The sequence below is a fragment of the Actinomadura scrupuli genome (assembly GCF_050971785.1).
Classification (GTDB): domain Bacteria; phylum Actinomycetota; class Actinomycetes; order Streptosporangiales; family Streptosporangiaceae; genus Actinomadura_E; species Actinomadura_E scrupuli.
In genome coordinates, this window is record NZ_JBPCCU010000008.1 from 370,209 (window position 1) to 394,726 (window position 24,518).

The window sequence follows — 24,518 nt, forward strand, 5'->3', positions numbered from 1 at the left end:
GCGGCCATGAGAACGGGCATCCGGTTGGGAGTCGACGTGGGCAGTGTCCGGATCGGCATCGCGCGGAGTGATCCGCACGGCATCCTGGCCTCACCGCTGGAGACCGTACGCCGCGGCAAGGGCGACCTGGAGCGGATCGCGCAGCTCGCCGCCGAGCACGAGGCCATCGAAGTGGTCGTCGGCCTGCCGATGTCGCTGTCGGGCCGCGAGGGCCCGGCCGCCGAGGCGGCCCGCGACTTCGCGGTGCGGATCGCCGACCGGCTCCCCCCGGGAACGGTCCGGCTGTACGACGAGAGGCTCACCACCGTGACCGCCGAGAGCGGCCTGCGGGAGCGGGGGGTCAAAGGTCAGGCGCGCCGTCAGGTCGTCGACCAGGTCGCCGCGGCGGTCCTGCTCCAGGCGGCCCTCGACGGTGAGCGGCTGACCGACCGGCCCGCCGGCGAGATCGTCCGGGGGAGCGCGGCATGAACGATCTGGACCTGTTCTCCGATCCGTCGTCCGAGGGGCACCTGTCGTCGGACCGGATAGGGCGGCGTGCCCAGAAGGCCGCCCGCAAGCAGCAGCGCCGCAAGCGCGCCGGCGGGCGGGCCGCGGTGCTGTTCGCCCTCGCCTTCCTGGTGGCGGTCGTCGGCGTCGGCGGTGTGATCGGCTACGCCGTGCTCGACGACTACGTGCACCCCCCGGACTACAAGGGGGAGGGCACCGGCGAGGTCACCGTCCAGGTGCGGGACGGTGATCTGATCAGCCAGATCGGCGCCACCCTGCAGCACCAGCAGGTGGTGAAGAGCTCGCGGGCCTTCAACGACGTCGCCAAGTCAGAGCCCAAGGCCAGCACCATCCAGCCGGGGTTCTACCGCATGCGGCTGCGCATGTCGGCCAAGTCCGCGCTGGCGCTGCTGCTGAACCCCGCCTCCCGGGCCAACCAGATCACCATCCAGGAGGGGTTGCGGCTCAAGGAGCTCCTCCCGGTGCTGGCCAAGAAGACCGGCATCCCGCTGAAGAGCTTCCAGCGGGCGGCGGCCAGCCCGTCGGGCCTCGGGCTGCCCCCGTACGCCAAGGGCCACCTCGACGGGTACCTCTTCCCGGCCCGCTACGACGTCCCCCCCAAGGCCACGGCCCGCGACGTGCTCAAGATGATGGTCGGCCGGTTCAAGCAGGAGGCCGACGGGCTGGGTCTGGAGACCCGGGCCAAGAGCGTCGGGCTGACCCCCGGCCAGGTCATCACCCTGGCCAGCCTGCTGCAGGCCGAGGGCGGCACGCACGAGGACTTCCCGAAGATCGCCCGGGTGATCTACAACCGGCTCAAGAAGGGCACGCCGCTGCGGCTGGACACCACCGTGCTGTACGCGCTCAACCGCCGGACCCTGCGCGTGTACAACAAGGACCTCCTGGTCCAGTCGCCGTACAACACCTACCGGGTCAAGGGGCTGCCGGTCGGCCCCATCGACAGCCCCGGCACCATCGCCATCGAGGCCGCGCTGAAGCCCGCCCAGGGGGACTGGCTGTTCTTCGTCACCACCAACCCCAGCACCGGTTACACCGAGTACGGGACCACCGAGGCGGACTTCGCCAGGATGAAGGCCAAGCTCGACCAGTACCTCAAGACGCACCGGTGACCGTGCTCATGCGGTGCGCGGTGCTGGGATCGCCCGTCGGGCATTCGCTGTCCCCGGTGCTGCACCGGGCGGCCTACGCGGCCATGGGCCTGCGCGACTGGTCCTACGAGGCGGTCGAGTGCGACGAGCACGGTCTCGCCGGGATGCTGAAAGAACCATGGGCGGGCCTGTCGCTCACCATGCCGCTCAAGCGGGTCGCGCTGACGCTGGTGGACACCTGCTCCGAGCTGGCGGTGAACGTCGGGGGCGCCAACACGATCCTGTTCCGCGACGACGGGCTGCGGGGCGACAACACCGACGTGCACGGGATCGTCATGGCGCTGACCGAGGCCGGGATCGAGGTCCCCGCGTCGGTGCTGGTGCTCGGCGGCGGGGCGACGGCGGCGTCCGCGCTGGCCGCCGTGGCCCGGCTGGGGGCCGGCCGGGCCACCCTGGCCGTACGGACCCCGGCGCGCGCGGCGGAGGCCGCCGCGGTGGGAGAGCGGTTCGGGCTGTCGGTGACCGTGCGATCCCTGGAGGACCTGCGGGAGCTCCCGCCGGCCGGGCTGGTCGTCTCGACGCTCCCCGGCGCGGGGGCCGCCCCCTACGCCGGCCTGATCGCCGACTCGTGCCCGGCGGTGTTCGACGTGACCTACGCTCCGTGGCCCTCCCCGCTGGGCGCCGCGGTCCTGGCGGCCGGCGGCACGGTGGTCGGCGGCTTCCCCATGCTGCTGCACCAGGCGGCACGGCAGGTCGAGCTGATGACCGGCCGCACCGGCGTCCCGGTCGAGGTCATGCGCGCGGCGGGGGAGGCGGAGCTCGCCGCCCGGGCCGCCGCGAAGTGATCACGGCGCCGGAAAGAGGCCGTCCTGTGACCGAACGGGCAGCTCGGAATACCTCGTCACGGTGGATTGCTGATAGTGTTGACCCCTGACCGGCCCGGTGTGCGAGCACCGGGCGTGCAAGCGGAGGCCACCTCCCACCTGACCGGCTTCGGGCCGGTGGGTTCTCGGTCCGGTCATCGGCCGTTCGGCGGCTGATGACCCCTCTCGTCGGCCACGGCCGTAGAGATGACCGAAGGTGGCCCTGCATGCGAGTCGTGCGGGGCTTTTCGCGTGAATGGCCCAGGGGTACGACCGGTCGCAGACACTCATGCGCTTCAAGGAGGCCCCATCAGCGCCGAACCGCGTATCAACGACCGCATTCGCGTGCCCGAGGTCCGGCTCGTCGGCCCGAACGGCGAACAGGTGGGCATAGTCCCCATCGCCAAGGCACTCGAACTTGCCCGTGAGTCGGATCTCGACCTGGTAGAGGTCGCACCGACGGCACGGCCGCCCGTGGCCAAGCTCATGGACTTCGGCAAGTTCAAGTACGAGTCCGCGATGAAGGCACGTGAGGCGCGGCGTAACCAGGCGCATACGATCATCAAGGAGATCAAGCTCCGGCCGAAGATCGACCCGCACGACTACGAGACCAAGAAGGGTCACGTGGTGCGGTTCCTCAAGGCGGGGGACAAGGTCAAGGTCACGATCATGTTCCGTGGTCGTGAGCAGTCCCGTCCCGAGCTCGGTTACCGGCTGCTGCAGCGGCTCGCCGAGGACGTCACGGAGCTGGGGTACGTCGAGTCGAACCCCAAGCAGGACGGCCGGAACATGATCATGGTGATCGGCCCGCACAAGAAGAAGGCCGAGGCGAAGGCCGAGGCCCGAGCCGAGCGCGACGAGGCCAAGGCCGAGCGCGAGGCGGACTGGGCCCAGCAGCAGGAGAACCAGTAGGTCCCCGAACCCGGGGACGTCATGGCAGGGTCCGTTCCTCCACGGAGGGCGGGCCGCCCGTGATGCACGTTCACCGTGCCTGATCGACCGGTGTGGCCACGACGTGGTCCGCCGTGCGGTCCGGCACGCCCCCGCGCCCCGCGAGGGGCCAGGACACGAGGGAGACGACGGCGATCATGCCGAAGATGAAGACGCACAGTGGAGCCAAGAAGCGGTTCCGTGTGACCGGCACCGGCAAGCTGATGCGCCGCCGCGCCAACAAGAACCACCTGCTCGAGCACAAGGCGTCCAAGCGGACGCGGCGGCTCGACAAGGACCAGGTCCTCGCCCCGGGCGACACCAAGAAGATGAAGAATCTGCTCGGTCTCTAACCGACCGTCCAGCAACCAGCAACCTGTACGACCGGCCGGGAGCCCATGAGGCACCGGCCCCCACGAGGGAGTTTGCAACGTGGCACGCGTGAAGAGGGCGGTCAACGCCGCCAAGAAGCGCCGGGTCGTCCTGGAGCGGGCGAGTGGTTACCGTGGTCAGCGGTCGCGTCTGTACCGCAAGGCCAAGGAGCAGATGCTCCACTCGATGACCTACGCCTACCGGGACCGCAAGGACCGTAAGGGACAGTTCCGCCGCCTGTGGATCCAGCGGATCAACGCCGCCGCCCGGGCAAACGGGATGACCTACAACCGGTTCGTCCAGGGCCTGAAGGCGGCCGAGATCGAGGTCGACCGGCGCATGCTGGCCGAGCTCGCGATCAACGACGCCGCGGCCTTCGCCGCCCTGGTGAAGCTGGCCAAGGACGCCCTGCCCGCTCAGGGCACCGCGGCCGCCTGAGCAGAGAGCGACCAGACGCTGATGGCGGGCCTCGAGCTGACCTCGCTCCGTTCACCGCGGGTGAAGGCGGCTCGACGGCTCGCCAAACGCGCTTTCCGGCGCAACGATCGCCGGTTCCTCGCCGAAGGCCCCCAGGCCGTACGGGAGGCGCTCGCGCTTCCCGGGGCACCGGGGGGCCTGGCGGAGCTGTTCACCACCGCCGAGGCCGCGAGCCGGCATCCGGAGCTGATCCGGGCGGCCGACGCCGCCGGGGTGCCGGTGCTGAAGGTGAGCGGCGAGGTCATGGCCGAGCTCGCGCAGACCGTCACCCCGCAGGGGCTGCTGGCCGTCTGCGAGTTCCTCGACGTCTCCCTGGACGGCGCGCTGGCCGCCCGGCCGTCCCTGGTGAGCGTGCTCGCGCACGTACGGGACCCCGGCAACGCCGGCACCGTGCTGCGCACCGCCGACGCCGCCGGCGCCGGGGCGGTGGTGTTCACCGACGCCTCGGTCGACCCGTACAACGGCAAGTGCGTGCGGGCCTCGGCCGGCAGCCTCTTCCATCTGCCGGTGGTCGTCGGCCCGCGCTTCGGCGAGCTCATCCCCGCGCTGCGGGAGACCGGCCTGACCGTCCTGGCCGCGGACGGGGCGGGCAAGCGGTCGCTCGACGAGACGGCGGACGCGGGCGTGCTCGCCCGCCCCACCGCCTGGGTCTTCGGAAACGAGGCCTGGGGGCTGCCCGACGAGATCCTGAACCTCGTCGACGAGGTCGTGAGCGTGCCGATCTACGGGCGCGCCGAGAGCCTCAACCTCGCGACGGCCGCGGCGGTCTGCCTGTACGCCTCGGCCCGCGCCCAGCGCGCGGCGGGCTGAGTTCCGTCCGGAACCGAATGGTTGCCTCGGGGAGGTGACCGATCGGTGGCCGTATGAGGACGGTGTCGCGGGTCGTTGCGGTGCCGGTCACCTGCCAGGATTGTCGCGCAGGTTCGTCCCGTCTCGAGATCGCGTCTCATCCGGCCGGGCGGATCCTCCACAAGGAGGACGCTGAAACCAACCCGGCGAGTGATTCGTGCGTCTCACCTGATGTCTACGGTGGTGAGGAGAGCGGTGATGGAGCCGTGTCATACGGGGGCGGACAATGACCGACGATAGGAAGGCGGCTTACGTGCCGCGTCGACGACGACCGGAGCCCGGTCGTGATCACGGCCCCAGGGTGGCCGCGGGCACGCCCCGCTCGGTGGCCTCGCACCGCTGCCGGGTCAACGCCGAGGAACCCAGCCGCGCCGTCAGCCTGGAGGTCAGCACCGCGGGCCCGGGCGGTCGCGTCGCCGTCATCAAGGTGACCGGCGAGATAGATCTGCGGACCGCCAGGACCGTCCGCACCGGACTGGTGGACGTGGCCGAGGCCGGTTTCCGGCGCATCGTGGTGGATTTCCAGCAGGTCCGATTCTGCGACGCCACCGGCCTGGGCGCGCTGGTGGCCGCGCACAACCGGCTGCGCACCGACGACGGTGAGCTGCGGCTCGCCGGGGTACGGCCGGCGCAGCGCCGGATCTTGCACATCACCGGCCTGGACCGCCTGTTCACCCTGCATGACAGCGTCGAGGACGCGGTGGGAGAGGGCCGGGCGCCGACCGCCTCACCGCTGGGCTGACCCGCGCCGCCGAGGTCCCCGGGGGCCGTCCCGGCGCCCGGCGCGGTGCCGCGCCGGGCCCGCGACGCGGCCTGCGGGGCGCGCCGCCCGAGCTCCGGCAAGTGCGCAAAAACCCTTGCGGTGCGGGCTTTCGCGGCTCCCCTGACCACCCTCCGTACCGCTAGAGTCTCCTCTCGGTAGGCCCTGTCGCCGGCGAGGTGGCCGCGCGGGCCTGCGCGGGGGCCGCCTCCGCCCGCCGGGTCGTCGATCGCGGAGGGGCGGGTGTTCCCCGCCATGACACTGCGCGGTGTTCAGGAGGAGGCGTCGTGGACGGAGAAGTCTCCCGCGGGGACGGCGCCGCGGCGGTCTCCGCGCGGGTCCCGTGGCCGCGGTCCGCCCCGCCGGCGGCCCCCTCAGCGGACGATCTTCCCGACGGCCTGCTCGTCGCCGACGCGCGGGCGCGCATCATCGTGTTCAACCGTGCCGCCGCCCGGCTGACCGGGATCGCGGCGGAGGCCGCGCTGGGCCGGGACTTCCGGGACGTCCTGCCCCTGCACGACGGGGAGGGCCGGGACTGGTGGAAGTGCGTGGACCCCTACGGGGGGCTGCGCACCCGCACCCGCCATCCCGAACGCTCGCTGTTCCTGCCCGGCGGAGCCGAGACGCTGGTGACCGCCGCCTACACCCGCGGCGCCGGGGGCCGGGTGGAACGTTTCACGGTGTCGCTGCGCGACGCCGCGCAGCGGATCCGCCAGGAACGCGACCGGGCCGACCTGGTGTCCACCGTCGCGCACGAGCTGCGGTCACCCCTGACCAGCGTCAAGGGGTTCACCGCCACGCTGCTGGCCAAGTGGCACCGCTTCAACGACGACCAGAAGCGCGTCATGCTGGAGACGGTCAACGCCGACGCCGACCGGGTCACCCGGCTCATCACCGAGCTGCTCGACGTGTCCCGGATCGAGGCGGGCCGGCTGGAGATGCGCCGCCAGGTCGTCGACCTGGCGCAGGAGGTCCGGAAGGTGATCGCCGGGCGGGTCGCAGCCGGGGACGCCGAGGACCGGTTCCGGCTGGACGTGCGCGGCCCCGTGCCGGAGATGTGGCTGGACCCCGACAAGGTCGGTCAGATCCTGGGCAACCTGGTGGAAAACGCGGTGCGACACGGCGCTGGTACTGTCACGATCGTGGTGGAGCCGGACGCGCACGAGGAGGGAGCCGCCGTGTCGGTACGCGACGAGGGCGAGGGGATCCCCCCCGAGGCCGCGCAGCGTGTCTTCCGGCAGTTCTGGCGCGGCTCCAGCAACCGCCGCGGCGGCACCGGGCTCGGCCTGTACATCGTGAAGGGCCTGGTGGAGGCCCACAACGGCGTGATCACCGTGCAGCGCGCGCCCGGCGGCGGCGCGGAGTTCCGATTTACCGTGCCCGCCGGCGCCCCCGACTACGCCTGAGCGCGGACTCGGCCCGGCGGGCTTCCCGGTCCCCCTGCTCCGCCGTGGGCCGCGATTGGTCGCGTGATCACCTTTGGATGGGCAGGGGTTGACGACCACCCCGACTAGACTCGTGCGCGCCCGGTGATCCGCCCGCTCAGGCTGGAGTTCTGTTACCGCAATGTCTGCACCGAACAATTCCTACGACCCCGTCGAGGTCACCGCGCTGCAACCGGCCGAGCTGGACCGGTTCCGCGAGGAGGCCGTCCGGGCCATCGCGGCCGCCGGGGGGCTGGACGAGCTGAAGCAGGTCCGCCTGGCCCACGCCGGGGACCGGTCGCCGCTGGCACTGGCCAACCGTGAGATCGGCGCCCTGCCGCCGGCCGCCCGCGCGGAGGCGGGCAAGCGCATCGGGGCCGCCCGCGGCGCCGTGTCGCAGGCGCTGAAGACGCGCCAGGCCGAGCTGGAGGACGAGCGCGACCGCCGGGTCCTGGTGGAGGAGACCGTCGACGTCACCCTGCCCTGGGACCGCTCGCCGCGCGGGGCGCGGCATCCGCTCACCACGATGCAGGAGCGCATGGCCGACGTCTTCGTCTCCATGGGCTTCGAGATCGCCGAGGGCCCCGAGATCGAGGCGGAGTGGTTCAACTTCGACGCCCTCAACTTCAAGCCCGACCACCCGGCCCGCAGCATGCAGGACACCTTCTTCGTCGAGAGCGAGGAGAGCGGCCTGGTGCTGCGCACGCACACCTCGCCGATGCAGATCCGGGCGCTGCTCTCCCGGGAACTGCCGGTCTACGTGGTGGGGCCGGGCAAGACGTTCCGGACCGACGAGCTGGACGCCACGCACAGCCCGGTCTTCCACCAGCTCGAGGGCCTGGCGGTGGACGAGGGCCTGACCATGGCCGACCTCAAGGGCGCCATCGAGGCCTTCGTCACCGGGCTGTTCGGCGACCGGCTGCCGATCCGGATGCGGCCGTCCTACTTCCCCTTCACCGAGCCGTCGGCGGAGGTCGACATGGAGTGCTTCGTGTGCCGGGGCGCCTCGGTCGAGCCCGGCGCCGATCCCTGCCGGACCTGCGGCAGCGAGGGCTGGATCGAGATCGGCGGCTGCGGCATGGTCAACCCGCGGGTGCTGACCGCCGCCGGGATCGACGCGGACCGCTACAGCGGCTGGGCGTTCGGCCTCGGCGTCGAGCGGACGCTGATGTTCCGGCATGGCGTCGAGGACATGCACGACATGGTCGAGGGTGACGTGCGGTTCACCCTCCCGTTCGGGATGGAGATCTGATGCGGGTCCCGCTTTCGTGGCTGCGGGAGTACGTCGAGCTCCCCGCGGAGGTCACCGGCCGTGAGCTGGCCGCCAAGCTGATCGCCGCCGGGCTGGAGGTCGAGACCGTCGACGCGGCCGGCGCCGACCTGACCGGCCCGCTGGTGGTCGGCCGGGTGCTGGCCGTCGAGGAGCTCACCGGCTTCAAGAAACCCATCCGCTACTGCCAGGTGGACGTCGGCAACCCGGAGCCGCAGAACATCATCTGCGGTGCCCGCAACTTCGCCGAGGGCGACCTGGTGGTGGTCGCGCTGCCCGGCGCGGAGCTGCCCGGCGGTTTCACGATCGGCGCCCGCACCACCTACGGCCGGGTGTCGGAGGGCATGATCTGCTCGGCCAGCGAGCTGGGCATCGGCGACGACCACAGCGGCATCCTGGTGCTCACCCCCGGCCACGAGGTCGGCGCGGACGTCATCGGCCCGTGGGCGCTGCGCGACGATGTCCTCGACATCGCCGTCACCCCCGACCGCGGGTACGCCCTGTCGATCCGCGGGGTGGCCCGTGAGGCCGCGACCGCGTACGGCGTCGCCTTCCGGGACCCCGCCGACGTCGACCTGGCCGGGGACGACGGCACGGCCTACCCGGCCGGCATCGCCGACCCCTCGGCCTGCGACCGGTTCGTGCTGCGCGAGGTCCGCGGCCTGGACCCGGAGGCCCAGACCCCGATGTGGATGCGGGTCCGGCTCGCCCGCGCCGGGATGCGCCCGGTCTCACTGGCGGTCGACGTCACCAACTACCTGATGCTGGAGCTCGGCCAGCCGCTGCACGCCTTCGACCGGGCCAAGCTCAGCGGCCCCATCGTGGTGCGCCGGGCCAGGCCGGGGGAGCGGCTGGAGACCCTCGACCACGTCAAGCGCACGCTGGACCCCGAGGACGTCCTGATCACCGACGACTCCGGGCCCATCTCCATGGCGGGCACCATGGGCGGCCTCAACAGCGAGATCGACGAGAAGTCCACCGACCTGGTGATCGAGGCCGCGCACTTCGACGACGTCGGTATCGCCCGGATGGTCCGCCGGCACAAGCTGCACAGCGAGGCGTCCTACCGCTTCGAGCGCGGCGTGGACCGGGAGCTGCCGCTCTACGCCTCCGCGCGGGCGGCCAGGATGCTGGCCGAGCTGGGCGGGGCCGAGCTCCTCCCGGGGGTGACCCACGCCCAGGTGCCCGTCGCGGGCACCGTCCTCACCGTCCCGGCCGGCCACGCCGGCCGGGTCGCCGGCGTGGACTACGGCCGTGACACCGTCGTGCGGCGGCTCACCGAGGTCGGCTGTGCGGTGGCGGTGACCGGCGAGGACACGCTGACGGTCACGCCGCCGTCGTGGCGCCCGGACCTGACCGACCCCAACGACCTGGCCGAGGAGGTCATCCGGCTCGAGGGCTACGACCGGATCCCGGTCCGGGTCCCGCGCTCGGTGGCGGGCCGCGGGCTCACCCCGGCGCAGCGGCTCCGGCGCCGTACCGGCCGTGCGCTGGCCGCCGCCGGCCACGTCGAGGTGCTCAGCTCCCCGTTCGTGGCCGAGCGGGACTGGGACGACCTGCAGCTGCCGGCCGGCGATCCGCGCCGCTCGGCGCTGCGGCTGGCCAACCCCCTGTCGGAGGACGAGCCGCTGCTGCGCACCACGCTGCTGCCCGGGCTGCTGCGCACCCTGGCCCGCAATGTCGGCCGCGGCTTCCCCGACCTCGCCCTGTTCGAGATGGGCCTGGTCTACCGGCCCAGGCCGGAGGCTCCCGCCGGTGCGGCGCCCCGGCTGAGCGTGGATCGCGCGCCGGCGGCGGCGGAGCTGGCCTCGATCGAGGCCATGCTGCCCGACCAGCCGCTGCGGGTGGCGGCCGTGTTCTGCGGTGACCGCGAACCCGCCGGCTGGTGGGGGAGCGGCCGCCCGGCCGGCTGGGCCGATGCCGTCGAGGCGGCCCGGACCGTGGCCGCGGAGGCCTCGGCCGTGCTGGACGCCCGCGCCGACCAGCACGCGCCCTGGCATCCGGGCCGGTGTGCCGCCCTGTACGCCGGCGACACGCTGATCGGGCATGCCGGTGAACTGCACCCGAGGGTGATCCAGGCCTACGGCCTGCCGCCGCGCACCTGCGCGATGGAGATCGAGCTGACCCGGCTGGATCCGCCCGGGGCGGTGCGGGCGCCGCACGTGTCGGCCTATCCGGTGGCCACCCAGGACGTCGCGCTGATCGTCGGCGCGGAGGTGCCGGCCGCCGAGGTCGAGGCCGGGCTGCGCGCCGGCGCCGGGGAGCTGCTGGAGTCGGTCCGGCTGTTCGACGTCTACACCGGTGAGCAGGCGGGCGAGGGCCGCAGGTCACTGGCGTACACGCTGCGCTTCCGGGCACCGGACCGGACGCTCACCGCGGAGGAGGCCACCGCCGCCCGGGACGCCGCCGTGGCCGAGGCGGCGCGGCGCACCGGGGCCGTGCTGCGCGGGTAGCCGCCGTCCGCCCCGCCGTGACCGCGCACCTGGTGCGCGGTCACGGCGGGGCGAGCAGCTGCCGCCGGTAGACGCCGGCGTCCCGCCAGACCAGCCACCTGCCCTTGGTGTAGGCCTCGCCCGCGAGGGTGCTGGGCGCCGTGTGCCCGCTGGTCCGGTAGACCACGGCCCCGTCGGTCTCCGGGTCGCCGTCCAGCGGGCGGGTGGAGTAGACGACCGCCTCGTCGCCGGCGGTGAGGCTCGTGCGCTCGCCGTTGAGGCCCTCGCTGTGCGGCAGCCGGGTGGCGACCGTGCGCGGCCGCCACGTCGCGGTGTCGATCACGACGAGGCCCCGGCCGTCGCTGTAGGACAGCGTCCGCGGGCCGGCCGCGAACAGCACGGCGGCGTCCCCGGTCACCGCGCTGGGCAGCGTACGGGCGACCGCGGCTCCGGTGACCACGTCTATCCGGCGCAGCCGCCCGGGGCCGGCGGCGTCCACCACGTAGGCGTAGGGGTAGGAGAAGGCCACGGCACGGCCGGCCGTGTCGATCCTGCGCGGGGAGCCGGCGCATCCCTTGGCCGTCCAGACCGTACGCCGGCTCTCGTCGGTCCACACCAGGACGTCGCGGTCCACCTGGAACCCGCCGGGGCCGGAGACCACGCCGCGGTCGCCCAGCTGCCGGGCGCCGCCCCCGCCCCCGCACATCAGCTGGAAGTCGTGCCGGTCGTCGCGGTGCTCCGGCCACACGACGACGCCGTCACCGGACGCGGCGGTCCACAGCCCGTCGGGGTCCGCGACCGGGGCGGGCGCGGCGTCGCCGCCGGCGATCCGCCAGAGCCGGCCGTCCTCCTCCTCGGTCCCCTTCGTGCCGTACTTCACGCCCACGCCGAGCAGTTCCCCCTCGGGGCCGACCCCGTACGCCGACAGCAGCCAGCCGCCGGGCAGCCGCCGGGGGATCTCCGTCGCCCCGGCGGGGACGGACGTGGGCCGCAGGCCCTGGGCCGGGCCGCGGGAGGCGGACGGGGCGGCGCCGGCCGGGGACGGGTGCCGCCGGTCGGCCGAGACGTAGGCGGGCAGCCCGATGGCCAGGGCGACCGCGAGGGTGACGGCGGCGGCCTCGGCGGCCCGGCGGCGGCGACGGCGCACCGCGGCGCCGTGCAGGATGCGGGCGGCCAGATCCGGGGGCGGGGGACCGGTGCCGCCGCCCTGGGCCCGCAGCCGCGCGGCGACCTCGCGTTCGAGTTCACGCATGGCGGTCCTCCTTCAGGCTCGGGTCGGCCGGGAGCATCGTCACCCGGAGCTTGGCGAGCGCGCGGGAGGCCTGGCTCTTGACCGTGCCCCGGGAACAGCCGAGGACCCGGGCGGTCTCCGCCTCGGTCAGCTGCTCGTAGTAGCGCAGCACCAGCACCGCCCGCATCCGCGGGGGAAGCCCGGCCAGCGCGGAGTCCAGGCCGTCGGTCTCCGACAGCCGGTGCAGCTCACGGTCCTCGACCGGTTCCTCCGGCGGCCGGGCGACGAGGTGCTCCAGCCGGGGTCTCCGCCACCGGTTGGCCATGATCCTGGCCATCGTGGTCCGCACGTATCCCTCCGGGTCGTCCTTGCGCCGGACCCTGCCCCACGCGGCGCCCGTGCGGGTGAGGGCCTCCTGGACGAGGTCCTCCGCATCGTGCTGGTTGCCGGTCAGGACATAGGCGTACCGGTAGAGCGCGGGCAGCCGGTTCGCGATGAAGTCCGCGAAGAGGTGTGGCTCCTCCGCCACCGGCATCGCCCCCCTCTCGCTGCCAAGGACACCCGATCCCCCCTGAGGGTTGCACGACGCCGCCCGTCTGTCCCGGCACCCGTACGAGACCGGCCTTGAATAAAAATCCGCAGTGTTGCATACTTTTACTAAGGGAATCGTTGACGAAGGGCAGGGCGGCACAGATGGGCATCCGGGCGGCGGTGGCGGGAGCCAGCGGATACGCGGGCGGTGAGCTGCTGCGCATCCTCGCCGGGCACCCCGGATTCGAGCTCGGCCGGCTCACCGCGGGCGCCAGCGCCGGCACCGCGCTCGGCGCGCACCAGCCGCACCTGCGGTCCCTGGCCGGGCGGATGCTGGAGGAGACCACCCCCGAGACCCTCGCCGGCCACGACGTGGTCTTCCTCGCCCTCCCGCACGGGCGGTCGGGGCCGCTCGCCGCCCGGCTCGGCGGCGAGGTCCTCATCGTCGACTGCGGCGCCGACTTCCGGCTGTCCGACGCCGCCGACTGGACGCGCTTCTACGGCTCGCCGCACGCCGGCACGTGGCCCTACGGCCTGCCGGAGCTGCCGGGGCAGCGCGACCGGCTCCGCGAGAGCAGGCGGATCGCGGTGCCCGGCTGCTACCCGACCGTCTCCACGCTGGCGCTGTTCCCGGCGTACGCCGCCCGGCTGGCCGAGCCGGACGTGGTCGTCGTCGCCGCCTCCGGCACCTCCGGGGCCGGCCGGACCGCCAAGACCAGCCTGCTCGGCAGCGAGGTCATGGGCTCGATGAGCGCCTACGGCGCCGGCGGCGTGCACCGGCACACCCCCGAGATCATCCAGAACCTGTCCGCGGTGGCCGGCGAGGACGTGACGGTGTCGTTCACCCCCACCCTCGCCCCGATGAGCCGCGGCATCCTCGCCACCTGCACGGCCAGGGCCCGGCACGGCGTCACCGCCGCCTCGCTCCGGCGGGCCTACGAGGACGCCTTCGCCGGTGAGCCCTTCGTGGAGCTGCTGCCGGAGGGGCAGTGGCCCGCCACCGCGATGACCTACGGCGCCAACACGGCCGTGGTGCAGGTCGCCCTGGACGAGCGGGCCGGCCGGATCGTCGCCGTCGCCGCCCTCGACAACCTCACCAAGGGCACGGCGGGCGGCGCCGTGCAGAGCGCCAACCTCGCCCTCGGCCTGCCCGAAGAGCTCGGCCTCACCACCCTGGGAGTATCTCCATGAGCGTCACCGCCCCACGTGGATTCCGGGCCGCGGGCGTCGTGGCCGGTCTCAAGCCGAGCGGCAACCGCGACGTCGCCCTCGTGGTCAACGACGGCCCGTCCCGCGCCGCGGCCGGGGTCTTCACCCGCAACCGGGTCAAGGCGGCCCCGGTGCTGTGGTCGCAGCAGGTGCTCACGGGCGGCCGGGTGCGCGCGGTGGTGCTCAACTCCGGTGGCGCCAACGCCTGCACCGGCGCCGCGGGCTTCCAGGACACCCACTCCACGGCGGAGCGGACCGCGGCCGCGCTGGGCGACTCGGCCGGCGAGATCGCCGTCTGCTCGACCGGCCTGATCGGCGAGCGGCTGCCGATGGACGAGCTGCTCGCCGGGGTCGACACCGCGGCCGGGCGGCTGTCGCGCGACGGCGGGCTGGCCGCCGCCGACGCCATCCGCACCACCGACACCGTCGCCAAGATCGCCTTCCGGCGGGCGGACGCCGGCTACACCCTCGGCGCGATGGCCAAGGGCGCGGGCATGCTCGCCCCCTCGCTGGCCACCATGCTGTGCGTCATCACCACCGACGCGGACCTCGACCCCGCCACCCTCGACCGGGCGCTGCGCTCGGCCACCGGGGTCACCCTGGAGCGGCTGGACGCCGACGGCTGCCTGTCCACCAACGACACGGTGCTGCTGCTGGCCAGCGGGGCCAGCGGGATCACGCCGGACGAGCGGGAGTTCGTCGCCCTGCTCACCGACCTGTGCGCGGATCTGACCCGGCAGCTGCTCGTCGACGCCGAGGGCGCGTCCAAGGCGATCGCCATCGAGGTGGTGGGCGCCGCCAGCGACTTCGACGCCGTCACCGTGGGCCGCGCGGTGGCCCGCAACAACCTGCTCAAGTGCGCCATCCACGGCGAGGACCCCAACTGGGGGCGGGTGCTGGCCGCGGTCGGCACCACCGAGGCCGTCTTCGACCCCGACGACCTGCACGTCGCGATCAATGGCGTCTGGGTGTGCCGCAACGGCTCCGTCGGCGACGACCGCGCCAAGGTCGACCTGCGGCCCCGGGACGTGTCGATCACCATCGACCTGTCGGCGGGCTCCAGCACCGCGACCGTCTGGACGACCGATCTCACCGCGGACTACGTCCACGAGAACTCGGCGTACTCGACATGAACCGCACCCACGCCCTGTCCAAGGCCTCCATCCTGATCGAGGCGCTGCCCTGGCTGGAGCGCTTCCACGGCCGGACCGTCGTCATCAAGTACGGCGGGCACGCCATGGCCGACGAGGCCCTGCGGCACGCGTTCGCCGAGGACATCGTGTTCCTGCGGTACGCCGGGCTGCGCCCGGTCATCGTGCACGGCGGGGGCCCGCAGATCAACGCGGCCCTCCAGCTGCACGGCATCGAGTCGCACTTCACCGCCGGGCTGCGGGTGACCACGCCGGAGGCCATGGAGGTCGTCCGGATGGTGCTCGTCGGCCAGGTCAGCCGGGACGTCGTCGGCCTGATCAACCGGCACGGCGCCTTCGCGGTCGGCATGTCAGGAGAGGACGCCAACCTCTTCACCGCCGAGCGCAAGAGCGCCCTGGTCGACGGTGAGCCGGTCGACATCGGCCAGGTCGGCGAGATCGTCGAGGTCGACGTCGGCGCGGTGCGGAGCCTGGTCGCCGACGGGCGGGTCCCGGTCATCTCCAGCATCGCCCGGGGCGACGACGGCGAGATCTACAACGTCAACGCCGACACCGCCGCCGCGGCGCTGGCCGTCGCGCTGGACGCCTCCAAGCTGATCGTGCTCACCGACGTCGAGGGCCTGTACGCCGACTGGCCGGACAGCGACGAGGTCATCGCCCACCTGAACACCGACGAGCTGGCCGGGCTGCTGCCCGGCCTGTCGGCGGGCATGGTGCCGAAGATGGAGGCCTGCCTGCAGGCCGTCCGCGGCGGGGTCCCGCAGGCGCACGTCCTGGACGGCCGGCTGCCGCACTCCCTGCTGCTGGAGATCTTCACCGACGAGGGGATCGGGACCATGGTGGTGCCGTCGTGAACGAGCTGCAGAAGAGGTTCGACAACGCGTTCATGCCGAACTACGGCGTGCCGCCGGTGGCGCTGGCCCGGGGCGAGGGCTGCCGGGTGTGGGACACCGACGGCAACGAGTACCTCGACTTCATCGCCGGCATCGCGGTGAGTTCGCTGGGACACGCCCACCCCGCCCTGATCCAGGCCGTGTCGGCCCAGGTCGCGACGCTGGCGCACACCTCCAACCTCTACCTGCACGAGCCCGAGGTGGCGCTCGCCGAGCGGCTGCTCGGCCTGCTGGAGAGCCCGGGCAGGGTCTTCCTCACCAACAGCGGCACCGAGGCCAACGAGTGCGCGCTCAAGCTGGCCATCAAGCACGGCAAGGCCGCCGGGCGCACCTACTTCGTCGCGGCGGAGAACGGATTCCACGGCCGGTCGATGGGGGCGCTGTCGCTCACCGGCAAGGACTCGATCCGGGAGCCGTTCGGGCCCTACGGCGTGGACGTGCGGTTCGTGCCCTACGGTGACGCGGGCGCGCTGCGCGACGCGGTGACCGGCGAGTGCGCGGCCGTCTTCCTGGAGCCCGCGCTGGGCGAGGGCGGAGTCGTACCCCCGCCGGAGGGCTATCTCCGGGCGGCGCGGGAGATCACCGCCGCGACCGGCGCGCTGTTCGTCGCCGACGAGATCCAGTCGGCCATCGGCCGGACCGGGGCCTGGTTCGCCCACCAGCACGAGGGCGTCGTCCCCGACGTCCTGACCCTGGCCAAGGGCCTCGGCGGCGGGCTCCCGATCGGCGCGTGCGTCGCCTTCGGCCCGTACGGGCAGGTCTTCGCCAAGGGGGATCACGGCAGCACCTTCGGCGGCAACCCGGTCTGCTCGGCGGCGGCGCTCGCCGTCCTCACCACCATCGAGCAGGACGGCCTCCTCGCGCACGTGCGGGACGTCGGCGCCGTGCTGAGCGAGGGCATCGCCGCCATCGATCATCCGCTGCTCGCCGGGGTCCGCGGCCGCGGGCTGTGGCTGGCGGCGGTGCTCACCGCCCCCGCGGCCGCGGCGGTCCAGGACGCCGCCCGCGCGGCCGGCTTCCTGGTCAACGCGGTGCAACCGGACGCGGTACGGCTCGCGCCGCCGCTCGTCCTCACCGCCGGGCAGGCGCGGTCGCTGGTCGGCGCGCTGCCCGGCATCCTCGACGCCGCCTCCACCGCCGTAGATCAGGAGAAGTGATGGTTCGGCACTTCCTGCGGGACGACGACCTGACCTCCGCCGAGCAGGCGGAGGTGCTCGACCTGGCCGCCGCCATGAAGCGGGACCGGTTCGGGTTCCGGCCGCTCGAAGGGCCCCGCAGCGTCGCCGTGATCTTCGACAAGCCCTCCACCCGGACCCGGGTCTCCTTCGCGGTCGGCATCGCCGAGCTGGGCGGATATCCCCTGATCATCGACTCGCAGAGCAGCCAGCTGGGCCGCGGCGAGACGATCGGCGACACCGCGAGGGTGCTGGCGCGGCAGGTGTCGGCGATCGTGTGGCGCACCTTCGGCCAGGACCGGATCGAGGAGATGGCCGCCGCGTCCTCGGTGCCGGTGGTCAACGCGCTCACCGACCTGTTCCACCCCTGCCAGATTCTCGCCGACCTGCAGACCGTCCGGGAGCTGAAGGGACGGCTGGCCGGCGTCACCCTCGCCTTCTTCGGCGACGGGGCCAACAACATGGCCCACTCCTACCTGCTCGGCGGCGCCACCGCCGGGATGCGGGTACGGATCGCCGCCCCCGACGGCCATGCCCCCGACCCCGCGATCGTGGCCCGCGCCGCGGAGATCGCCGAGACGACCGGCGGATCGGTGGCGATCACCACGGACCCGGAGAAGGCGGCGGCGGAGGCCGACGTGCTGGCCACCGACACCTGGGTCTCGATGGGCCAGGAGGCGAAGGACCTGGCGGTGTACGAGCCGTACGCGGTCGACGAGGCGCTGGTGGCCCTGGCCCGGCCGGACGTCTCCGTGCTGCACTGCCTGCCCGCCTACCGCGACTCCGAGATCGCCGCCTCCGTCCTGGACGGCCCGCACAGCGCCGTCTGGGACGAGGCCGAGAACCGGCTGCACGCCCAGAAGGCCCTGCTCACCTGGCTCGGGGAGCACTCATGACGACCCCCATGACCAAGGCGGCCCGGCACGCGCGCGTCGTCGACCTGCTGACCCGCAACCCCGTCCACTCCCAGGGCGAGCTGGCCAAGCTGCTCGCCGACGAGGGCGTGGACGTCACCCAGGCGACCCTCTCCCGTGACCTGGTGGAGATCGGCGCGGTCAAGCTCCGCACCCACGACGGAAGCCTGATCTACGCTGTACCAGGGGAGGGCGGTGAGCGCATCAGGCGCGCCCGCACCGGTGGCACCGAGACCTTCGACGCCCGGCTGGTACGGCTGGCCCAGGAGCTGCTCGTGTCCGCGGAGGGCTCGGCCAACCTGGTGATCGCGCGTACTCCGCCGGGGGCGGCGCAGTTCCTCGCCTCCGCCATCGACCACGCCGAATGGCCGTCCGTCCTGGGCACCGTGGCCGGTGACGACTCGATCCTGGTCATCGCACGCGACCCGCAGGGCGGCGCGGCGCTGGCCGACTCGCTGCTGCGGCTGACCGAGCGGCAGGGGCCACCGCCGGAGCGACGAGGGTAGGGGCTCATGCCCCCGCCTTCGGACCCGTACTGAATTCCAGACTTCATATGAGCACAGGAGAAACATCATGAGCGAGCGTGTCGTTCTCGCCTATTCCGGAGGTCTCGACACCTCCGTGGCGATCCCGTACCTGGCCGAGCAGACCGGCTCCGACGTCATCGCGGTGGCCCTGGACGTGGGCCAGGACGGTGAGGACCTCGAGGTCATCCGCAAGCGCGCCCTGGCCTGCGGGGCCGCCGAGGCGGTGGTCGTGGACGCCCGGGAGGAGTTCGCCGCCGACTTCTGCGTGCCGGCGCTCCGGGCCAACGCCCTCTACATGGACCGGTATCCGCTGGTCTCGGCGCTGTCCCGGCCGCTGATCGTCAAGCACCTGGCGGCCGCCGCCAAGGAGCACGGCGGCACCGTCGTCTCGCACGGCTGCACCGGCAAGGGCAACGACCAGGTCCGGTTCGAGGCCGGCCTGGCCGCGCTCAACCCGGAGCTCAAGGTGATCGCCCCGGCCCGTGACTTCGCGTGGACCCGGGACAAGGCCATCGCCTACGCCGACGAGAAGGGCCTGCCGATCGACGTGTCGGCCAAGTCGCCCTACTCCATCGACCAGAACCTCTGGGGCCGCGCGGTCGAGACCGGGTTCCTGGAGGACATCTGGAACCCCCCGATCGAGGACCTCTACGCCTACACCGCCGACCCGGCCGTGCCCCGCGAGGCCGACGAGGTCGTGATCACGTTCACGCAGGGGGTGCCCACCGCGCTGGACGGCCGGGAACTCACCCCGTTCCAGATCATCTCCGAGCTGAACGGCCGGGCCGGGGCCCAGGGCGTCGGCCGGCTGGACATGGTGGAGGACCGGCTCGTCGGCATCAAGTCCCGCGAGGTCTACGAGGCACCGGCGGCGATCGCGCTGATCGCGGCGCACCAGGAGCTGGAGAACGTCACCGTAGAGCGGGACCTGGCGCGGTTCAAGCGCTCGGTCGACCAGCGGTGGGGCGAGCTGGTCTACGACGGCCTGTGGTTCTCGCCGCTCAAGGTGTCGCTGGACGCCTTCATCGCCGAGTCCCAGCAGCACGTCTCCGGAGACGTCCGGCTGACCCTGCACGGCGGGCGTGCCGTCGTGACGGGCCGGCGCAGCGCCGCGTCCCTGTACGACTACGATCTTGCGACGTACGACACCGGCGACACGTTCGACCAGAGCCTGGCCAAGGGCTTCGTCGAGCTGTGGAGCCTGCCCAGCAAGATCGCGGCCAAGCGCGACCGCGGCCAGGCCTGACCTCCGTCCGTGATCATGCAGTCGATCGACGATCGATTGCATGATCACGACGGTACTGGCCGTTACCGGCGGAACGGCTGCACATGCCGGCGTCCATGGCGTAGAAACGAACGTGGACCGTAGGAACGAGGAGAGCAGTGACCAAGGCACCGACGCGGCTGTGGGGCGGCCGGTTCGAGGGCGGCCCATCCGAGGCGCTGGCACGCTTGTCCGTGAGCGTGCAGTTCGACTGGCGGCTCGCTCCCTACGACCTGCTGGGTTCCCGCGCCCACGCCCGCGTGCTCAACCGCGCGGGCCTGCTCACCGACGACGAGCTGACCCGGATGCTGGGAGCCCTCGACGATCTCGAAGAGGCCTGCAAGTCCGGTGACTTCCGGCCCACCGTGGCGGACGAGGACGTGCACACCGCCCTCGAGCGGGGGCTGCTGGAGCGGCTGGGCGCGCTCGGCGGCAAGCTGCGCGCCGGCCGCAGCCGCAACGACCAGGTGGCCACCGACCTGCGGCTCTACCTCCGCGACCACGTGCGGCAGATCGTGTCGCGGCTGGTCGAGCTGGAGACGGCGCTGATCGGCCAGGCCGAGGCCAACCTGGGGGTCGCCTGCCCCGGCATGACGCATCTGCAGCACGCCCAGCCGGTGCTGTTCTCGCACCAGCTGCTCGCGCACGTGCACGCGCTGTCGCGGGACGTGTCCCGGCTGCGCGACTGGGACCGGCGGGCCTCGGTGTCCCCGCTCGGCTCCGGCGCCCTCGCCGGATCGTCGCTGCCGCTGGACCCGCAGGCGGTCGCCACCGAGCTGGGCTTCGACGCGGCGGCGCCCAACTCCATGGACGCGGTCAGCGACCGCGACTTCGCCGCGGAGTTCCTCTTCGTGGCCGCGCTGATCGGCGTGCACCTGTCCCGGCTGGGCGAGGAGGTCGTGCTCTGGGCCTCGACCGAGTTCCGCTGGATCGAGATGGACGACACCTACGCCACCGGGTCGTCGATCATGCCGCAGAAGAAGAACCCCGACGTGGCCGAGCTCGCCCGGGGCAAGTCGGGCCGGCTCATCGGTCACCTGGTGGCCCTGCTCACCACCCTCAAGGGCCTGCCGCTCACCTACAACCGGGACCTCCAGGAGGACAAGGAGGGCGCCTTCGACGCCGTCGAGACCCTGCTGCTGGTGCTGCCCGCGGTCTCCGGGCTGATCGCCACCATGCGGGTCAACACCGAGCGGCTCGAGGCACTCGCCCCGCAGGGGTTCGCGCTCGCCACCGACCTGGCCGAGCTGCTGGTGCGGCGCGGCGTCGCCTTCCGCGACGCCCACGAGGTGGTGGGCCACCTGGTCGTCTGGTGCCAGGTCAACGACAAGGACTTCGACGACCTCACCGACGAGGAGCTGGCCAAGGTCTCCCCGCACCTGACCCCCGACGTCCGCGAGGTGCTCAACGTGCCCGGCGCGATCGCCTCCCGCAAGGCCTACGGCGGCACCGCGCCGGAACGCGTCCAGGAGCAGATCGACAGCCTGCGCGCCCTCGCCAACGAGCACGCCGACTGGGCCGCCGACGCCTGAGACCCGCGCTCCGCCGGGCGTGCCCGCGCCCTCGCGCCGCCCCGGTACCGTGAGGGCGTCCCTGCGGCATGGAGGAAACACGCGTGAGTGATCTGCTGGACCGGGAGTTCTTCGACCGGCCGGTCGACGAGGTGGCGCCCGCACTGCTGGGCCGCGTGCTGTCCCGGACCACCCCCGAGGGGGAGGTCGCGGTCCGGCTCACCGAGGTGGAGGCCTACGCCGGGCCGCTCGACCCGGCCTCACACGCCTTCCGCGGCCGTACGGCCCGCAACGCGGTGATGTTCGGCCCGCCCGGCCACGCCTACGTCTACTTCACCTACGGCATGCATTTCTGCGTCAACCTCGTGTGCGGCCCCGAAGGGCTGTCGTCCGGAGTCCTGCTGCGGGCGGGCGCCCTGACGACGGGCCTCGCCCTCGCGAGCGAGCGGCGCCCCCGCTCGTCGGCACGGGACCTCGCGCGGGGACCGGCCCGGCTCTGCCAGGCGCTGGCCATCGACCGCGAACTCGACGGCGCGGACGTGTGCTCCGACGGCCCGTTGCGGATCCTGACCGGGTCACCGCCCGGCGCCTCCGAGGTCCGCCGGGGTCCGCGCACCGGGGTGAGCACCGCCAAGGACACGCCCTGGCGGTTCTGGATCGACGGCGAGCCCAGTGTGTCGCCCTACCGGGCGCACGCCCCCAAACGCCGCCTGACCGTCTGAGCCACCGGGAGCGCTGCGGGGCGTTACCGTGATCGGCAGCCGATCAGGCACTCTGAGAAGGTCAGCAAGCACGAGGAACGAGGAAGATCACGTGACCGACATCGTCGATGAGCTGCAGTGGCGGGGGCTGCTGGCCGACACCACGGACGAGGAGGCGCTACATTCGGCGCTGGCCGCCGGGCCGGTCACGTACTACTGCGGATTCGACCCGACCGCCCCCTCGCTGCATGTCGGCAACCTCGTCCAGCTGCTCACCATGCGGCGGCTGCAGGACGCCGGGAACCTCCCCCTGGCCCTGGTCGGAGGCGCCACCGGGCTGATCGGCGACCCCAGCGGCCGGGCGTCGGAGCGCCAGCTCAACTCCGCCGAGGTCGTCGCCGGCTGGGTCGAACGCATCAAGACCCAGGTCGCCCGCTTCCTGTCGTTCGAGGGGCCCTCCGCCGCCCGGGTGGTCAACAACCTCGACTGGACCGGGCCGATGTCGGTCGTCGACTTCCTGCGGGACGTCGGCAAGCACTTCCCCGTCAACCGGATGCTCGCCAAGGACGTGGTGGCCTCCCGGCTCGAGGCCGGCATCAGCTACACCGAGTTCAGCTACCAGCTGCTGCAGGCCATGGACTACCTCGAACTGCACCGGCGGTACGGCTGCGCGCTGCAGACCGGGGGCAGCGACCAGTGGGGCAACCTCACCTCGGGCGTCGACCTCATCCGGCGGGTGACCGGCCACCACGTGCACGCGCTGTCGACCCAGCTGCTCACCAAGCCCGACGGCACCAAGTACGGCAAGACCGCGGGCGGGGCCATCTGGCTGGACCCGGAGCTGACCTCGCCGTACGCGTTCTACCAGTACTGGTTCAACGTCGAGGACGCCGAGGTGGGCAAGCTGCTGCGCACGTTCAGCTTCCGCTCCCGGGAGGAGATCGAGGCGCTGGAGAAGGAGGCCGTAGACCACCCGGCCGCCCGTGCCGGGCAGCGCGCGCTCGCCGACGAGCTCACCACCCTGGTGCACGGCGCGGCCGAATGCGAACGGGTCATCGCGGCCTCCCGTGCCCTGTTCGGCCAGGGCGAGCTCGGCGCGCTCGACGAGCGGACGCTGCAGGCCGCGCTGGCGGAGGTGCCCAGGGCCGAGGTGCCTCCCGGTGAACTCCCGACCGTGGTGGACCTGCTCACGGCCACCGGGCTCTGCAAGAGCAAGTCGGAGGCGCGCCGGGCCATCGCCCAGGGCGGGGCCTACGTCAACAACGCGAAGGTGCCCGCCGAGGACTCGGTGCCCACCCCGGCGGACCTGCTGCACGGCCGGTTCCTGGTGCTGCGCCGGGGCAAGCGGAACCTCGGCGGGGTCGAGGTCGTCCCCGCCGCCTGAGGACCCGCGTCACGCCCGGGGAAACATTCGGGAGATCCACGACACAAATACGTCACGGGGCGGCGCTTCAGGGTCGGAAAAGGGCCTCTGACCAGCGCGTTCACTGGCTCCGGAGCGGATTTGACGGTCCTCATCGATCACCGTAATGTTCCTCATGCCCCAAGGGGATGCGGAACGCCGAGAGGCGGGCGGTCCTGGGGTTTGGGTGTGTGGCTTCGTGGTTCTGTGGGCTGAGTGGTGCTTGGTCTGTGGGAGGATGGGGTCGTTGCCTGGTGCGGGATGCAGGACGCTTGTGGTGGCCGGCCCGCGGTTCCCTTTTTCTTGATCGTTTCTGAGTGGTTGTTGTGTGCTGCTTGGGTGGGTCGGGGGTTGGGGTGGGTTCTTTGGTTGCTGTTGGGTTCCGGTGTGGTTGCGGGGGTTGACAGGGGCTGGGGATCTGGTAAGTTAGCAGGGTTGCCCCGGATGGGATCAGGGTGTGGTTTCCTGGTTCTTGGTGGTGTGTGTCCGTTTCTTGAGAACTCAACAGCGTGTTAAAAGCCAGTGCCTAATACAGGCGCTCATCTTCCTTTGTGGGGGTGGGTGTCTGCCCCGTGCCCGGCTCCTGTGTGTTGGGGGTGGGGTGTGGGTTTCTTTGAGGCAATTGTGATGACCGGCCTTTTGGTTGGTTGTTGTTTTGCTGGGTTTGGATTCTCGAGGTTTGGCCAGCTCGTTGTTGCCCTGTTGGTTGGGGTGGGGTTGGTCGTGTGGCCTTTATGGAGAGTTTGATCCTGGCTCAGGACGAACGCTGGCGGCGTGCTTAACACATGCAAGTCGAGCGGAAAGGCCCTTCGGGGTACTCGAGCGGCGAACGGGTGAGTAACACGTGAGTAACCTGCCCTTGGTTCTGGGATAAGCCTGGGAAACTAGGTCTAATACCGGATATGACCTGCCTCCGCATGGGGGTGGGTGGAAAGTTTTTTCGACCAGGGATGGACTCGCGGCCTATCAGCTTGTTGGTGGGGTGATGGCCTACCAAGGCGACGACGGGTAGCCGGCCTGAGAGGGCGACCGGCCAC

General features: G+C 72.3%; 23 protein-coding genes and 1 rRNA gene. 22 read left to right on the top strand and 2 right to left on the bottom strand.

The genetic code is table 11. From position 1 onward, the window contains the following. The first annotated feature begins 6 nt into the window (after positions 1 to 6). The 11 genes from ruvX to pheT all read left to right on the top strand — a co-directional run bounded on the left by ruvX (position 7) and on the right by pheT (position 10,993). Positions 7 to 468, top strand: coding sequence for a Holliday junction resolvase RuvX (gene ruvX, locus ACRYCC_RS32400; RefSeq protein WP_433817555.1), 462 nt, complete (start codon positions 7 to 9; stop codon positions 466 to 468). Next, positions 465 to 1,616: an endolytic transglycosylase MltG gene (gene mltG, locus ACRYCC_RS32405; RefSeq protein WP_433817556.1), complete on the top strand. Its 1,152-nt coding sequence runs from the start codon at positions 465 to 467 to the stop codon at positions 1,614 to 1,616. Before ruvX ends, mltG begins: the two co-directional genes overlap by 4 nt. A gap of 8 nt (positions 1,617 to 1,624) precedes the next feature. After that, positions 1,625 to 2,440, top strand: a complete 816-nt coding sequence (locus ACRYCC_RS32410; RefSeq protein WP_433817585.1) for a shikimate dehydrogenase — start codon at positions 1,625 to 1,627, stop codon at positions 2,438 to 2,440. Positions 2,441 to 2,710: 270 nt separating this feature from the next. Further along, positions 2,711 to 3,370 carry a translation initiation factor IF-3 gene (infC, locus tag ACRYCC_RS32415; protein ID WP_433817557.1) on the top strand — a complete coding sequence of 220 codons (660 nt, stop codon included), beginning with the start codon at positions 2,711 to 2,713 and terminating at the stop codon, positions 3,368 to 3,370. A 176-nt stretch (positions 3,371 to 3,546) separates the two neighbouring features. Further along, positions 3,547 to 3,741: a 50S ribosomal protein L35 gene (gene rpmI / locus ACRYCC_RS32420; RefSeq protein WP_433817558.1), complete on the top strand. Its 195-nt coding sequence runs from the start codon at positions 3,547 to 3,549 to the stop codon at positions 3,739 to 3,741. Between the two features lie 79 nt (positions 3,742 to 3,820). Further along, positions 3,821 to 4,198, top strand: a complete 378-nt coding sequence (gene rplT / locus ACRYCC_RS32425) for a 50S ribosomal protein L20 (protein ID WP_433817559.1) — start codon at positions 3,821 to 3,823, stop codon at positions 4,196 to 4,198. Positions 4,199 to 4,219: 21 nt separating this feature from the next. Further along, positions 4,220 to 5,047, top strand: coding sequence for a TrmH family RNA methyltransferase (locus ACRYCC_RS32430; protein ID WP_433817560.1), 828 nt, complete (start codon positions 4,220 to 4,222; stop codon positions 5,045 to 5,047). Positions 5,048 to 5,387: 340 nt separating this feature from the next. Further along, positions 5,388 to 5,828: an STAS domain-containing protein gene (locus ACRYCC_RS32435; protein ID WP_433817561.1), complete on the top strand. Its 441-nt coding sequence runs from the start codon at positions 5,388 to 5,390 to the stop codon at positions 5,826 to 5,828. Between the two features lie 305 nt (positions 5,829 to 6,133). Beyond that, positions 6,134 to 7,252, top strand: coding sequence for a sensor histidine kinase (locus tag ACRYCC_RS32440; RefSeq protein WP_433817562.1), 1,119 nt, complete (start codon positions 6,134 to 6,136; stop codon positions 7,250 to 7,252). A gap of 160 nt (positions 7,253 to 7,412) precedes the next feature. Beyond that, positions 7,413 to 8,522: a phenylalanine--tRNA ligase subunit alpha gene (gene pheS, locus ACRYCC_RS32445; RefSeq protein ID WP_433817563.1), complete on the top strand. Its 1,110-nt coding sequence runs from the start codon at positions 7,413 to 7,415 to the stop codon at positions 8,520 to 8,522. Beyond that, positions 8,522 to 10,993, top strand: a complete 2,472-nt coding sequence (gene pheT, locus ACRYCC_RS32450) for a phenylalanine--tRNA ligase subunit beta (RefSeq protein ID WP_433817564.1) — start codon at positions 8,522 to 8,524, stop codon at positions 10,991 to 10,993. Before pheS ends, pheT begins: the two co-directional genes overlap by 1 nt. 40 nt (positions 10,994 to 11,033) lie before the next feature. Here pheT and ACRYCC_RS32455 read toward each other — a convergent pair whose 3' ends face one another. Next, positions 11,034 to 12,224, bottom strand: coding sequence for a hypothetical protein (locus tag ACRYCC_RS32455; RefSeq protein ID WP_433817565.1), 1,191 nt, complete (start codon positions 12,222 to 12,224; stop codon positions 11,034 to 11,036). Then, positions 12,217 to 12,738 carry a SigE family RNA polymerase sigma factor gene (locus tag ACRYCC_RS32460; protein WP_433817566.1) on the bottom strand — a complete coding sequence of 174 codons (522 nt, stop codon included), beginning with the start codon at positions 12,736 to 12,738 and terminating at the stop codon, positions 12,217 to 12,219. Before ACRYCC_RS32460 ends, ACRYCC_RS32455 begins: the two co-directional genes overlap by 8 nt. A gap of 158 nt (positions 12,739 to 12,896) precedes the next feature. On the opposite strand from ACRYCC_RS32460, the gene argC reads away from it, so the two are divergent. The 11 genes from argC to ACRYCC_RS32515 form a co-directional block, all read left to right on the top strand. Next, positions 12,897 to 13,925, top strand: coding sequence for an N-acetyl-gamma-glutamyl-phosphate reductase (gene argC, locus ACRYCC_RS32465; RefSeq protein ID WP_433817586.1), 1,029 nt, complete (start codon positions 12,897 to 12,899; stop codon positions 13,923 to 13,925). Beyond that, a complete protein-coding gene (gene argJ, locus ACRYCC_RS32470; RefSeq protein WP_433817567.1) occupies positions 13,922 to 15,076 on the top strand; it encodes a bifunctional glutamate N-acetyltransferase/amino-acid acetyltransferase ArgJ in 1,155 nt (384 codons plus the stop codon). Before argC ends, argJ begins: the two co-directional genes overlap by 4 nt. Continuing rightward, positions 15,073 to 15,948 carry an acetylglutamate kinase gene (gene argB, locus ACRYCC_RS32475; protein ID WP_433817568.1) on the top strand — a complete coding sequence of 292 codons (876 nt, stop codon included), beginning with the start codon at positions 15,073 to 15,075 and terminating at the stop codon, positions 15,946 to 15,948. The genes argJ and argB overlap by 4 nt, the downstream gene beginning before the upstream one ends. After that, entirely contained in the window at positions 15,945 to 17,144 is a 1,200-nt protein-coding gene (locus ACRYCC_RS32480) for an acetylornithine transaminase (RefSeq protein WP_433817569.1), read from the top strand. Before argB ends, ACRYCC_RS32480 begins: the two co-directional genes overlap by 4 nt. Continuing rightward, the gene (gene argF, locus ACRYCC_RS32485; protein WP_433817570.1) at positions 17,144 to 18,058 is read left to right on the top strand and encodes an ornithine carbamoyltransferase; all 915 of its coding nucleotides are present in this window, start codon (positions 17,144 to 17,146) and stop codon (positions 18,056 to 18,058) included. Before ACRYCC_RS32480 ends, argF begins: the two co-directional genes overlap by 1 nt. Then, positions 18,055 to 18,582 carry an arginine repressor gene (locus ACRYCC_RS32490; protein ID WP_433817571.1) on the top strand — a complete coding sequence of 176 codons (528 nt, stop codon included), beginning with the start codon at positions 18,055 to 18,057 and terminating at the stop codon, positions 18,580 to 18,582. The genes argF and ACRYCC_RS32490 overlap by 4 nt, the downstream gene beginning before the upstream one ends. A gap of 67 nt (positions 18,583 to 18,649) precedes the next feature. Further along, positions 18,650 to 19,849 (top strand): argininosuccinate synthase, encoded by a 1,200-nt coding sequence (locus ACRYCC_RS32495; protein ID WP_433817572.1) that lies wholly within the window; start codon positions 18,650 to 18,652, stop codon positions 19,847 to 19,849. Between the two features lie 137 nt (positions 19,850 to 19,986). Then, positions 19,987 to 21,399, top strand: a complete 1,413-nt coding sequence (argH, locus tag ACRYCC_RS32500) for an argininosuccinate lyase (RefSeq protein WP_433817573.1) — start codon at positions 19,987 to 19,989, stop codon at positions 21,397 to 21,399. 83 nt (positions 21,400 to 21,482) lie between these two features. After that, complete coding sequence (locus ACRYCC_RS32505) at positions 21,483 to 22,100, top strand: DNA-3-methyladenine glycosylase (protein WP_433817574.1); 618 nt, start codon at positions 21,483 to 21,485, stop codon at positions 22,098 to 22,100. A 91-nt stretch (positions 22,101 to 22,191) separates the two neighbouring features. Beyond that, positions 22,192 to 23,463 carry a tyrosine--tRNA ligase gene (tyrS, locus tag ACRYCC_RS32510; RefSeq protein ID WP_433817575.1) on the top strand — a complete coding sequence of 424 codons (1,272 nt, stop codon included), beginning with the start codon at positions 22,192 to 22,194 and terminating at the stop codon, positions 23,461 to 23,463. Positions 23,464 to 24,212: 749 nt separating this feature from the next. Beyond that, positions 24,213 to 24,518, top strand: a 16S ribosomal RNA gene (locus ACRYCC_RS32515); the annotation flags it as partial.

What these genes read in the sequence shown, in the direction of transcription:
- ruvX (WP_433817555.1), top strand. Translation starts at nt 7, where the DNA reads ATGAGAACGGGCATCCGGTTGGGAGTCGACGTGGGCAGTGTCCGGATC.
- mltG (WP_433817556.1), top strand. Translation starts at nt 465, where the DNA reads ATGAACGATCTGGACCTGTTCTCCGATCCGTCGTCCGAGGGGCACCTG.
- ACRYCC_RS32410 (WP_433817585.1), top strand. Translation starts at nt 1,625, where the DNA reads ATGCGGTGCGCGGTGCTGGGATCGCCCGTCGGGCATTCGCTGTCCCCG.
- rpmI (WP_433817558.1), top strand. Translation starts at nt 3,547, where the DNA reads ATGCCGAAGATGAAGACGCACAGTGGAGCCAAGAAGCGGTTCCGTGTG.
- ACRYCC_RS32430 (WP_433817560.1), top strand. Translation starts at nt 4,220, where the DNA reads ATGGCGGGCCTCGAGCTGACCTCGCTCCGTTCACCGCGGGTGAAGGCG.
- pheS (WP_433817563.1), top strand. Translation starts at nt 7,413, where the DNA reads ATGTCTGCACCGAACAATTCCTACGACCCCGTCGAGGTCACCGCGCTG.
- pheT (WP_433817564.1), top strand. Translation starts at nt 8,522, where the DNA reads ATGCGGGTCCCGCTTTCGTGGCTGCGGGAGTACGTCGAGCTCCCCGCG.
- ACRYCC_RS32455 (WP_433817565.1), bottom strand. Translation starts at nt 12,224, where the DNA reads ATGCGTGAACTCGAACGCGAGGTCGCCGCGCGGCTGCGGGCCCAGGGC.
- ACRYCC_RS32460 (WP_433817566.1), bottom strand. Translation starts at nt 12,738, where the DNA reads ATGCCGGTGGCGGAGGAGCCACACCTCTTCGCGGACTTCATCGCGAAC.
- argC (WP_433817586.1), top strand. Translation starts at nt 12,897, where the DNA reads ATGGGCATCCGGGCGGCGGTGGCGGGAGCCAGCGGATACGCGGGCGGT.
- argJ (WP_433817567.1), top strand. Translation starts at nt 13,922, where the DNA reads ATGAGCGTCACCGCCCCACGTGGATTCCGGGCCGCGGGCGTCGTGGCC.
- argB (WP_433817568.1), top strand. Translation starts at nt 15,073, where the DNA reads ATGAACCGCACCCACGCCCTGTCCAAGGCCTCCATCCTGATCGAGGCG.
- argF (WP_433817570.1), top strand. Translation starts at nt 17,144, where the DNA reads ATGGTTCGGCACTTCCTGCGGGACGACGACCTGACCTCCGCCGAGCAG.
- ACRYCC_RS32490 (WP_433817571.1), top strand. Translation starts at nt 18,055, where the DNA reads ATGACGACCCCCATGACCAAGGCGGCCCGGCACGCGCGCGTCGTCGAC.
- ACRYCC_RS32495 (WP_433817572.1), top strand. Translation starts at nt 18,650, where the DNA reads ATGAGCGAGCGTGTCGTTCTCGCCTATTCCGGAGGTCTCGACACCTCC.